The sequence below is a fragment of the Streptomyces sp. NPDC086549 genome (assembly GCF_044746205.1).
In the GTDB taxonomy this organism is placed as follows: domain Bacteria; phylum Actinomycetota; class Actinomycetes; order Streptomycetales; family Streptomycetaceae; genus Streptomyces.
Genome location: NZ_JBIVBS010000003.1, coordinates 580,741 through 592,436 on the forward strand (window position 1 = coordinate 580,741; position 11,696 = coordinate 592,436).

Annotated in this window: 6 protein-coding genes; 2 read left to right on the top strand and 4 right to left on the bottom strand. The window is 72.9% G+C overall.

All coding sequences use genetic code 11. The features are described 5' to 3' along the window. Positions 1–41: 41 nt before the first annotated feature. Together ACIPSA_RS13570 and ACIPSA_RS13575 are read left to right on the top strand one after the other, a co-directional pair. Positions 42–2,711: an FAD/NAD(P)-binding protein gene (locus ACIPSA_RS13570; protein WP_402633114.1), complete on the top strand. Its 2,670-nt coding sequence runs from the start codon at positions 42–44 to the stop codon at positions 2,709–2,711. A gap of 227 nt (positions 2,712–2,938) precedes the next feature. Beyond that, positions 2,939–4,234, top strand: coding sequence for a lipase family protein (locus ACIPSA_RS13575; RefSeq protein ID WP_402633116.1), 1,296 nt, complete (start codon positions 2,939–2,941; stop codon positions 4,232–4,234). 149 nt (positions 4,235–4,383) lie between these two features. On the opposite strand, the gene ACIPSA_RS13580 is transcribed toward ACIPSA_RS13575, so the two are convergent. Genes ACIPSA_RS13580 through ACIPSA_RS13595 form a run of 4 tightly spaced genes read right to left on the bottom strand, consistent with a single transcriptional unit; the run spans position 4,384 to position 11,695 of the window. Beyond that, complete coding sequence (locus tag ACIPSA_RS13580; protein ID WP_402633119.1) at positions 4,384–6,054, bottom strand: histidinol-phosphatase; 1,671 nt, start codon at positions 6,052–6,054, stop codon at positions 4,384–4,386. A 55-nt stretch (positions 6,055–6,109) separates the two neighbouring features. Then, a complete protein-coding gene (locus ACIPSA_RS13585) occupies positions 6,110–7,948 on the bottom strand; it encodes a LamG-like jellyroll fold domain-containing protein (protein WP_402633122.1) in 1,839 nt (612 codons plus the stop codon). Between the two features lie 35 nt (positions 7,949–7,983). Continuing rightward, positions 7,984–10,872, bottom strand: coding sequence for a glycoside hydrolase family 2 TIM barrel-domain containing protein (locus ACIPSA_RS13590; RefSeq protein WP_402633125.1), 2,889 nt, complete (start codon positions 10,870–10,872; stop codon positions 7,984–7,986). Continuing rightward, positions 10,796–11,695 carry a carbohydrate ABC transporter permease gene (locus ACIPSA_RS13595; protein ID WP_402633127.1) on the bottom strand — a complete coding sequence of 300 codons (900 nt, stop codon included), beginning with the start codon at positions 11,693–11,695 and terminating at the stop codon, positions 10,796–10,798. The genes ACIPSA_RS13590 and ACIPSA_RS13595 overlap by 77 nt, the downstream gene beginning before the upstream one ends. Position 11,696: the final 1 nt, after the last annotated feature.

Sequence of the window (11,696 nt, forward strand, 5' to 3'; positions counted from 1 at the left end):
GGTGATGTCCCGCGCCCCGTACGGCTTTTTCGGAGGTATCCGTGACCGAAGTCCGCAAGCGGCACACTGTGGCCATCGTCGGAGCCGGCGCGGCGGGCGCCCTGACCGCCGTCCAGCTCTGCGAGACGGCGACCCGCCGCCGGACTCCCCTCGACGTCGTCCTGATCGACCCGGCCCCGGAGGCGGGCCGTGGCACCGCGTACGCCACCCCCGACCCGCGCCACCGCCTGAACGTGCCCGCGGGCAACATGAGCGCCTACCCCGACGACCCCGGCCACTTCACCCGCTGGCTGTGCCGGCACGGCGAACCACAGGTCACCGGCGCCGACTTCGCCACCCGGTACCGCTACGGCGCCTACCTCGCCGACACCCTCGGCCAGGCCGTCGTCCGCTCCCACGGCACGGCCGCCGTGCGCCGGCTGCGCACCCGCGCCGAGGGCTGCACCGGCACCCCCGACGGCCGGGTGGAGCTGCGCCTCGCCGACGGGGAGCGCCTGGCCGCGGACGCCGCCGTCCTCGCCACCGGCCCCGCCGCCCCGACCGCCGGCTGGGCCCCGCCCGCCCTGCGCACCTCGCTCCGCTTCGTCGGCGCGCCGTGGACGCCGGGCGCCCTGGACGGCCCGCGGGACGCCGCCGACGACGTGCTGCTCGTCGGCACCGGCCTGACCGCCGTCGACCTCGCCCTGACCCTCGACCGCCCCGGCCGCACCGTGCACGCCCTGTCCCGCAGCGGCCTGCTGCCCCAGCCGCACACGCTCGGCCCGGCCGGGGTGATGCCCGCACCGGAGGACCTCGACGACACCTCCCTGGGCAGGCTGCGCCGCGCGGTCTACCGGCACCTCAGCCGCTCCGTGCGCACCCACGGCGACTGGCGCCCCGGCCTGGACAGCCTGCGCCCGCACACCGTGCGGCTGTGGCGCAGCCTCACCCCCGAGGAGCAGGAGGAGTTCCTGGCCCGCGAGGGCGCCCTGTGGAACACCCACCGCCACCGCATGGCGCCCGCCACCGCCGAGCACGTCTCCCGGGCCCGCACCGCCCGCCGCCTCCACGTCCACACCGGTACGGTCGTACGCGCCGGCGCCCACGACGACGGCACCCTCGCGGTCGAGCTCTCGGGCGGCCGCACACTGCACGTCGGCTGGGTGATCGACTGCACCGGCCCCGGACGGCACCTCGACGACCCGCTGTGGCGCTCGCTGCTCGCGTCTGGCGCCGCCGTGCACGGCCCGCTGGGCATGGGCGCCGCCACCCGTGACGGCCGCCTCCTCGACGCCCGCGGCCGCACCGGGCTCCCGCTGTTCACGCTCGGCGCCCCGCGCCGCGGCGAACTGTGGGAGACCACCGCCGTCCCCGAAATCCGCGTCCAGGCAGCCGAGTTGGCCCAGCAGCTGCTGGCGCCCCTCACCCGAAGGCCCCGCACCGGCCGCCGCCCCGTCGACGGGCACGGCCTCGCCCTGTCCACCCACGCCGAGGCGGCCGCCGCCCACCGCACCGGACTCGACCGGGTCCTCAAGGTCCGCTCCGGAGCCGAGGACGCCTTCGCCCGCGCGGTCGCCCTCGACCCCGGCTTCGCCCTCGGCCACGCCGCCCTCGCCCTGCTGGGCCACGAGTGCGCGGCCCCCGTCGACGTGCCCCGCGCCCTCGCCGACGCACAGCGCTCGGCGCGCGAGCGGGCCGACGAGCGCGAGCGCTCCTTCGTGGACGTGGTCACCCGCCGGATCACCTGCGACGACGGGGACGAGACCCTCGTACGCCACCTGCGGACGTACCCCGGGGACGCGCTCGCGCTCGCCGCCGCCGTGCCCACCATCGCCTTCTCCGGGGTGAGCGACCTGCACGACGACGACGCGCTGCGCCTGCTCGAACTGACGTCACCGTCGTACGACGGCCACTGGTTCCACACCTCGCTGCTCGCCTTCCTGCGCCAGGGACAGGGCCGGCTGCACGAGGCGGGCGAACTCGCCCACCGGGCGCTGGCCGCCGAGCCCGCCTCCGGGCACGCCGTGCACGCCCTGGCACATGTGCACTACGAGTCCGGCGCGCACGAGGCGGGCCGCGACTGGCTGGACCGCTGGGTGTCCGGGCGGGGCCGCGGCACGGTCCACCGGGCCCACTTCTCCTGGCACATCGCCCTGCACGAACTGGCCCTCGACGACCCGGACGCGGTCCGCAGGCGCTGGTTCGCGCAGCTCGCGCCCGGCCGGGTCACCGGCGTACGGGCCCTGGTCGACTCGGGGTCGCTGCTGTGGCGGGCGCGGCTCAGCGACAGCTGGCAGGGCGAACTGCCCGCGGCGGACGTGCTGGACTCGGTCGGACGCGAGGTGCTGGAGCGGCCGGCGACCGCGTTCACCGCCCTGCACGCTGCGGTGGCGCTGACCGCCGCCGGCGACCTGCCCGCCCTGCGCCGGCTGCGCGACCACGCGGCGGGCGCCGATCCGGTGCAGCGTGAGGTCGTCGCCCCGCTGTGCGAGGCCCTGGAGGCGCTCCTGGAGGAGCGGTTCCGGGAGGCGGCCCGCGGTCTCGACGCGCTGCTGCCCCTGCTGCGCAGGGTCGGCGGCAGCGCGGCCCAGCGCGAGGTCGTCGAGGAGACGCTGCTGTACGCCCTGGTGTCGGCCGGCCGCTGCGGCGCGGCCCGCCGCCTTCTGGACGCCCGCCTCGACCGCAAACCGGCACCCCGCGACCGCCGGCTGCTGGCCGCACTGCCCGGCTGACCCGGCCTCCCGCCCCCTGCGGGGCCCCGTTTCCGACCAGCGGCGGAGACGGGGCCCCCTCCGTTTCCTTCGCCTGCCGCGGTCGGGCGCTAGTCATCGGCGCACAGCACTGCCTCCTCCGGCTCGTCGTCCTTTAACTATCAGTGCTTACCTACGGTTCCGTAACCTCACGGCCTGCTCAGCTTCACGTACCTCTCTTCACCCCACAGAAGGGACGCTCTGAGGTGATGTCATACAGGTCGAGGAAGCCACTGCCGAGGAGAGCCGCACTGCTCGCCGCCGCGGGCCTGCTCGGTGGACTGCTGACGGTGCCGACGGTGACCGCGGCGGCCGGAACGCCGCAGGCGTGCGCCGCGGCGGACGCCGACATATACCGGCCCCCGGACCACGCCACCGCCGCACCGGGCGACGTCGTCGCCTGCCGCCGGGTCGACTCCCTGCCCATGGTGGTCGGCGGCCCCCCGTCCGACGCGTGGAAGGTGCAGTACGGCTCCACCGACGGGCGGGGCAGGCGGGTCGGCGTCGCCGGCACCGTCGTCGTACCGAAGAAGCCGTGGACCGGACCGGGGCAGCGGCCGCTGGTCGCGTTCGTGCCCGGCACCCTCGGCATCGGACCGCAGTGCGCGTTCTCCAAGCAGCTCGCGGGCCAGTACCAGGACGCCTACGAGGGCCCGAACATCGCGGCGCTGCTCAACGCCGGTTACGCCGTCGCCGCGACGGACGGCCAGGGGTACATGGACGGCCAGGTCCACCCGTACGCCGTCGGCGCCGAGGCCGGCCACGCCACCCTGGACATGGCCCGCGCGGCCTCCCGGGTGCCCGGCAGCGGGGTGAGCCCCGACGCGCCGGTGGGGATCTGGGGCTACTCCGAGGGCGGCTCCGGCAGCCTGTGGGCGGCCCAGCTCGCCCGGTCGTACGCCCCCGAACTCGACGTCGTCGGCTCCGCCTCCGGCGGGATCCCCGCCGACCTCAAGCAGGTGGCGGCCAACCTCGACGGGAAGTTCTTCGCCGGGTTCCTGATGGACGCGTTCATCGGTCTGTCCGTCACCCATCCGGACATGCCGTTCGACGACATCCTCAACGACAGCGGCCGCAAGGCCGTCCAGGACGCCGAGTCGCTGTGCGCCGTCGGCACGGTCACCCGGTTCGCGGGCGCCCGGGTCGAGCAGTACACCGAGGACGGGCTGACCCTCGACCAGCTCTACGCCCTGCGCGGGACGGACGGCAGCACCTGGAGCGAGGTCGTCGACCAGAACAGGCTCGGAGCCGGCGTGGGCACACCGGGATCGGGGGCCCGCTACGAGATCGGCTTCCCGGTCCTGCAGTACCGCGGCCTGGCCGACGAGGTGATCCCCGCCGAGACCGGCCAGAGCACGCGCCGCGCGTACTGCGCCGCCGGGATCACCACCCAGTGGACGCCGTACCTCGGCGACCACCTCACCGGCGACGCGCAGTCGATCGGTGACGTCGTGAAGTGGCTCGGGGACCGGTTCGACGGAACGGAGACGAAGGGCAACTGCTGATCCCCGCGGCGGAGTCCGCCCGCCCGCGAACGTCCCCGCGCCGGAGCCCCACGGCGCGGGGACTCGGCACTCCATCGCGCACCGGCCGGTCCAGGGCGATCTGCCCGAGGGCGGCGGTCAGGGTGGTGAGGCGAGCGGCTGACGCTTCATCAACGGCCTTCCACGTCCACGAAGACGGGATTGGCATAGAACCATGTGTCGGCCCACGGGTCACCGTTTCCGGGCTCGTGGGGGATCGGGCCGTGCGGGTCGACCGACGCGCCCAGATACCCGGCCCCGTGCCGGTTGCCGTCGCTGCCGCGCAGCCGGACGTAGAAGGACTCGTCGCCGGCTATCAGCGGGATGCGCAGGGTGTACGTGCCCGTGCGGCCGGACACGTCCTTGGTCTGTACGACCTTGGTGTCCGGCGCCCGCCAGCTGTCGCGGTCCGTGACCGGGCCGCGCACGGCGCCCCGGATGACGTCCACATGAGCCAACCGGGGCAGGATTCCCCGGGGGTTGGCGCGGGAGGCGGTCGTCACCGTCACGTACAGCGTGATCCTGTCGCCCTTGCGGACCCGCAGCCGGCCGCCCAGCGTGACGCCCCGCCCGAGGTCGCAGTCCCGCTTCAGGCGCACGTCGAGCCCGTCGAGCAGATGCCCGTGGTCGAGCCAGACACGTCCTGCGCGCAGGCCCGCCATCACCGCGCGGTAGCCGTAGCGGGTCACGCCGACGTGGGTGCGGCTGAACTCGCCCGGCCAGAAGTCGCTGCCCGGCTGCGGGGTGTCGGTGTTCACCGGGTCGGGCAGCCTGCCGGTGTTGTCGAAGTTCTGCCCGGCCGGCCAGTCGCCGTTCTTCCAGGTGTCGAAGACGGTCCGGTGGTTGTCGGAGTTGGTGGTGACCGAGAACAGCCGTCCCTCGGCCAGCATCGAGTCCCACAGCCCGCCGACGGTCGCGGTCGCCCAGTCGAAGCCGCCGTAGGTGAGATAGGCGTCCGCCGGGTAGCCGGCGAAGGAGTTGGCGGACGGCTTGTTCTCGTACTCGCCGCGGATCGACGTCGAGCCGCGCCAGCCGGGGATGGCAGCGCCCTGGGCGCCGGGTGCGCCCTCCATGCCGATCATGATCTCGGGGGCGGCGTCGCGCCAGTTGCGCATCTCGTGCGGGGAGTCGATGCCCAGGCGCAGCGGGTGGTTGGCGAGGACGAGGACGTCGTCGACGTACCCGGTGCGGCGCTGTTCGGCCAGCCACTGGACGGCCTTGACCGCGTGGGCCTCGTTGCGGGCCGTGTTCGCGTTGTCGGGGGCGCCGTCGGTGTAGCCGAGGAGCTTGCCGTCGTAGGCGAGCTCGAACTGGGTGAGCAGGCCGACCTCGTTCGGGCCGGGGGCGGCGAAGACCGTGCAGTGCTCGGCGGCCGGGATGTACCACTCCAGGCCCTGGAAGATCAGCTGGCGCGGGTTCTCGGCGCGGGCCTCGAGGATCTCCTGGTGCTCCAGCTCGGCGCCGTAGGAGGCGTGACCGAAGTTGGAGTGCTCGTTGAACACCATCCAGTCCAGGCCGTACGTGGCGGCGGCCTGGGCCTGCTGGGAGAACGTGTACTTCGCGTCATGGCTGTAGACGGAGTGGACGTGGTGGTCGCCCACGAGGTAGGCGAGGCGCGGGTCGTCGCCGCCGAAGCCCCGGCCGGTGGCGGCGACGGCCGGGGCGGCCGCCCCGCCGAGGGCGAACGCGGCGCCGAACAGACCCGCACGGCACAGGAGTTGGCGTCTCGACACGCCCTGGGCGTCGAGATCGGCGGGGGAGACCGCCGGGTCGGCCCAGACGGGCAGCTGCTGCTCGGTCATGGTGCTCCTCGTGGTCCTCGTGGTCCTCGGGAAAGGGGGGTAGTGGGGCAGTGGGTCAGTGGGTCATGAAGGAGGTGACGGGCAGCGCCCGGGAGACGATCCGGACGTCGCCGAGCCGTCCGTACAGGATCTGGTCGATCTTCCCCGCGTACTCGTAGCCGCCGAGCAGCCACGGCAGCCCGGCCGAGGCTATGCCGACGGCGGGGGCGTGCGGGTTGCGGGCCACGGGGCAGCCCTGGACGTACAGGACCGTGTGCCGTCCGTCGTTCACGACGGCGAGGTGCCACCAGGTCTCGCGGGCGGTCTCGTCCCCCCAGTTGGTGGCCAGCTGCTGCTGGTCGAGCGGATGGACCGCCCACTGCGGGCCCGGCCCGTCGGAGATGGACAGCGTGGCGAGCGGCTCGTCCGGGTCGTCCGTGACCTGGCCGACGGAGCCGTTGCGGCCGGTGCGGCTCACCAGGCCGGACCAGGCGTTGTGGCCGGCGTCCCAGTCGGCGGGCAGGCGGTAGAACGCCTCGATGGTGTAACCGCCGCGGAAGGTCGCCGAGTTGAGGGGAGCCGCGTCGACCGTGCGCAGAAAGGCGCCCTTCAGCGGGGACTTGTAGCCCTGGAACTCCAGGCTGCCGTGGCCGGGCTGGTCCGGGTGGTGGTCCGGCGACCAGCCCAGCGTGCCGCCGCCGACCGGGACGACGGTGAGGTCGTTGCCGCGCCCGGAGAGATCACGGACGGTGCCGGAGGGCGCCGACTCGAACCGCCAGTAGGCCACCGTGCCGGGTATCAGCATCTTCGACGCGGGGCGCGCCGGACGCGCGGGCACCGGGTCGAAGCCCGAGAAGCGTTCCTCGAAGTCGATCCCGACCGAGAAGCGGTCCGCGTCGCCGCTCAGCTCGATCTCCTGCCGCTCCAGCTCGTTGAGCCCCTGCGCGGCCCGGCCCAGGATCCACGGGGAGACCGTCTCGACGTCGATGACCTTGCGGTCGAGGTCGAAGTGGTAGAGGCGGATCATCGCCGCGCCTCCGAAGTAACGGTTCTGATAGTTCGTCAGGTGGAGGTGGACCTCGTTGCCCGCCGCGTTCTTGCGGACCGCCCGGCCCGCGGGCCAGTAGTGTCCGTTGAGGGTGAGGAAGATCTGGTCGTGGTCCTCGATCAGCCGGTCCCACAGCTGCTGCCCGTAGGCCGACAACGTGTCGTCCCCGACGACCAGTTCGTGCGTGGTGAGGACGACGGGCGTCTTCGGGTGGGCGGCGAGGACGTCCTTCGCCCAGGCGTACCCCTGCGCGGACAGCCGCCAGTCCAGCGCCAGCACCATCCACACGCGCCCGGCGGCCCTGAACAGGTGAAAGGTGTGGTAGCCGTCCGGGGAGGCGCCCCCGAACGTCGGCTTGCCCCGGAAGCGCTCCGGCCCGAACACATCCAGGTACGGTGTCGCACCGCGCTGGTCGTCCGTCGACGACCGCACGTCGTGGTTGCCGGCCAGGACGCTGTAGCCGACACCCCGCCGGTCGAGGATCCCGAACGCCTCACCGATCGCGGCGACTTCGTCCCGGGTGCCGTTCTGGGTGAGGTCGCCGAGGTGGGACAGAAAGACGATGTTCTCGTCCCTGCCGTGCTCCAGCAGGTAACGCAGGGACGCCTCGACCGGCTTCCTGTCGATGCTGGGGCCGTCGAAGAGGTACTGGGTGTCGGGCATCACCGCAAGGGTGAACCGGCGGCTGTCGGGGTCGGGATGCCGGCCGCTCTCCCCGGCCGCCTCGGCGACGGCCGGCAGCGCGATCCCCGCGGTGGCCGCGGCGGTGGCAGCGGCCCCGAGCAGCGCCGTGGCCCTGAGGAAACCGCGTCTGCCGGCGCCCGCCTGCGCGGCCTCGCCCTGGCTGTGGTCATGCGACGTACACACGTGTGCTCCGTGAGAGTGGTGGGACCGGGCAGGATTCAGAGAACGCGCAGGGTCCAGCTCCAGCGGTGGACACCCGGCGCGATGCGGTACCGGGGTGAGGTGTCGGGCCCGCACGAGGCCGTGCCCAGGCCCCGGTGCGCCGCGTCGATGTGCACGACGCACCCGGGGCGCGGCACCAGCTCGTCGTGGTGCGACGCGGCGGTCAGGTCCTCGGCGCGGTGGCGGGTGACGGACACCTGGCGCGGCTCGTCCAGCACCACCGCGATGCCGGTGGCGTCCGGCGCCGACAGCGTGAAACGCCGCACCCCGTGCCGGCCGCCGCTCTCCTGCGGACGCAGATACGGCGTGAACAACTCGTCCACGGGGACGCGGTGATGACCGACCGGCGCCCCCGCACTCCGGTCCGGATACGACTCCCAGGGCCCCTGCCCGAACCACTCCAGCAGGCCGAGGCCCGGCGTCGTCCCGAAGACCGTGCCGACCCGCGCCACATCGTCGAACACTCCCCCAAGCTCTCGGCTCCGCTCGAGCAGGGGGGACCCCCATGGCAGCTCGGCCTCCTCGTCGACCCGGACGCCGCCCTCGACGGGGGTGAACACCTGCCGGTGCCGTACGACCCCGACCGTGCCGGCGTACTCGGCGGCCACCGTCACCCGGCCGCCGTCGCGCCGTACCGACACGACCTTGCGCACGAGCGAGTCGAGCCCCCAGGCCCGCCAGCGCAGCGCCATGCCGCCCAGCTCGTCGTTGTCGGTGGGCGCCCGCCACAGCGACAGCGTCGGGGCCGCCGTCAGCAGCGGATGGAGCAGGAGGCCCTCGCCGTCGACCTCGACCGGCCGGTCCACGGGAACGTCCCGCGCCACGGCCGGGCCGCGCAGCCGGATCTGCGGCACGCACACCTCGGTCCCGCGCGGCGCCCACGGCAGGTCCTCGGCCGTCGTCACCCGCAGGGTCAGCCAGGCCTCGCCGCCGTCGTGAGGCACCGCGAAGGGCAGCGGCACGGCCGCCGTCTCACCCGGCCGCAGATCGGGGAGCTCGGCGGGCGCGCTCAGCGTACGGCCGTCCGCCAGGGACAGCTCCCACGCGCCGGACAGCCAGTCCAGGCGCCGGAAGTGCTGGTGGTTGGAGAGGACGACCCCCTCGTGCCTGAAACACGCGATGCGCAGCGGCGCCGCGATCTCCCGGTGCTCGTACAGGACGGGCTTCGGGGTGCGGTCCGGGAAGACGACACCGTCCGCGACGAACGCGCCGTCGTGGATCGTCTCGCCGAAGTCGCCGCCGTACGCCCAGCGATGGCCGGGCCCGGCGACACCGTTGTCATACAGCCCGGCGCCCGCGCGTCCGGCCGGTCTTCCGTCGCTCACGCGCTGAAGAATTCCGTGGTCCCAGAACTCCCAGATGAACCCGCCCTGAAGACCCGGGGTGGCCTCGATGGCGGCCCAATGGTCGGCCAGCGTGCCGTTGCTGTTGCCCATGGCGTGGGAGTACTCGCACTGGATGAGCGGCTTGGTCTGCTCCCCGGACAGCGCGTGCGCCACACAGTCCTCGACCGGCGCGTACATCGGGCAGGCGATGTCGGAGGCGAGTTCCGGGTCCGCCCAGCCCCGCTTGGCCGCCCCCTCGTACTGGAGGGGCCGGGACGGGTCGTACCGGCGCACCCAGCCCGCCGCCGCGTCATGGCCCGCGCCGTAGTCGGACTCGTTGCCCAGCGACCAGACGATCACCGAGGGGTGGTTCCTGTCCCGCAGCACCATGCGCGAGACACGGTCCACGAACGCCCCCAGATAGCGCGGGTCGTCGGCGATCTCGTGGGCGTGGTCGTGGGATTCGATGTCCGCCTCGTCGACGACGTAGAAGCCGAGCTCGTCGGCGAGGTCGTAGAGCGCCGGATCGCTCGGATAGTGCGCGGTGCGGATCGCGTTGAAGCCGAACCGCTTCAGCAGCACCAGATCCGCGCGCATGTCGTCGTACGACACCGTCCGGCCCGTCAGCGGATGGAAGTCGTGCCGGTTCACGCCCCTGATGAACACGCGCTCGCCGTTGACCAGCAGGTCCCGGCCCGCGATCTCGACGTCACGGAAGCCGACACGGTGGTACGAGGTGTCGGCGACCGTTCCGTCCGCGCGGTGCAGGCGCACGGTCAGGCCGTACAGCTCGGGCGTCTCGGCGTTCCAGGTGCGCACCTCGGCCACCACGGCCGTCAGACGCGCCTCGCCGAGGAAGCCGGAGACCCGTTCCTCCTCGGCGTTGACCCGGTCGAACTCCGCGTCCTGCGCCAGGAACCGTCCGTCCAGCTCGCCGCTGACGTACCACCCCCCGGGCAGCGCACCGCCCGCGTCCCGCACCCGGCAGTCCACGCGCAGCCCGCCGTCCCGCCGGGCCCGCACGCCGACGTCGGCCAGATACAGCGGGTCCGTCGCGTACAACAGCACCGAGCGCGTGATCCCGCCGTGCCACCACTGGTCCTGGTCCTCGATGTGCGAGGCGTCCGACCACTTGATCACCGTCAGCCGGACGACGGCCCGCTCGCCGGGGCGCACGACGTCCGACAGATCGAACTCGGCGGCCAGATGGGAGTCCTTGGAGACGCCGACGGGCCGTCCGTCGACATGCACGAGGAGCACGCTCTCGGCGGCCCCGATCTGGAGCACGATCCGCCGGCCGGCCCAGTCGGCCGGTATGTCCACCTCGCGCTCGTAGACCCCGGTCGGGTTGTCCGCGGGCGACTGTGGAGGGAATTCTGCATACGGCATACGAAAGTTCGTGTACTGCGGCAGGTCGTCCGTGTCCTGCATGGTCCATACACCGGGAACGTATGCGGTCGACCATCCACCGGTGACCGGCGCGTCAGGCGCCGGCAGCAGTTGGAAGCGCCAGTCGCCGTCCAGACGGACGGCACCCGGCCGACGGTCGACGGCGCTCATCGGCAACCGCCCCCAGGAGGTCACCTCGGGTGCCTCCCAGGGGCGGAGAGCGATCAGTGGATCGGGCCAGCAGGGCACCGGTCATCACCATGCCGTAGTCGGTCGTGCCGTGGGTGCCGTTGAGCTGGGACAGTGCGACCTGGAGGGTCACGTTGTCCGGGTTGGTGAGGGCGATCAGGGGCCAGGCGTAGTCGTTCCACTGCCCCATGAAGGTGAAGATGCCGAGGAAGGCGAGGCCCGGACGGACGACCGGGAGCGCCACGTGCCAGTACTGGCGCAGGAAGCTCGCCCCGTCGATCCGTGAGGCGTCGAGGAGTTCGTCGTGGATGGCGCCCCTCATGTACTGGCGCATCCAGAAGATGCCGAACGCGTTGGCTGCCGCCGGGACGATCAGCGAGGTCATCGAGCCGATCCAGCCGAGCTTCGCCATGATCACGAACTGCGGGATGGCCGCGAGCTGCGCCGGCACCATGAAGATGACCATCAGCAGCGCGAACAGCACTCTGCGGCCCGGGAACTCGAACTTGGCGAAGACGAAGGCCGCCAGCGAGTCGAAGAACAGGACCAGGAACGTCACCGATCCCGCGACCAGCAGCGAGTTGAACATCGAGCCGAAGAAGTCGATGTTGTCGAAGAGGTGGCGGACGTTCTCCAGGAAGTGCGTGCCGGGCAGCAGCTTCGGCGGGTAGGAGAAGATCTCCGACGAGGCGTGGGTCGACATGATGACGGCCCAGTAGAACGGGAAGGCCGAGAGCAGCAGCCCGACGACGAGGACGGCGTGCAGCGCGATCCCTCTGCCGCGGGTTCCCTTGATGGATGCCATG

Bases quoted from the DNA above. Each gene is read 5' to 3' on its own strand.
- ACIPSA_RS13590 (WP_402633125.1), bottom strand. From the start codon at position 10,872: ATGAGCGCCGTCGACCGTCGGCCGGGTGCCGTCCGTCTGGACGGCGAC.
- ACIPSA_RS13575 (WP_402633116.1), top strand. From the start codon at position 2,939: ATGTCATACAGGTCGAGGAAGCCACTGCCGAGGAGAGCCGCACTGCTC.
- ACIPSA_RS13595 (WP_402633127.1), bottom strand. From the start codon at position 11,695: ATGGCATCCATCAAGGGAACCCGCGGCAGAGGGATCGCGCTGCACGCC.
- ACIPSA_RS13580 (WP_402633119.1), bottom strand. From the start codon at position 6,054: ATGACCGAGCAGCAGCTGCCCGTCTGGGCCGACCCGGCGGTCTCCCCC.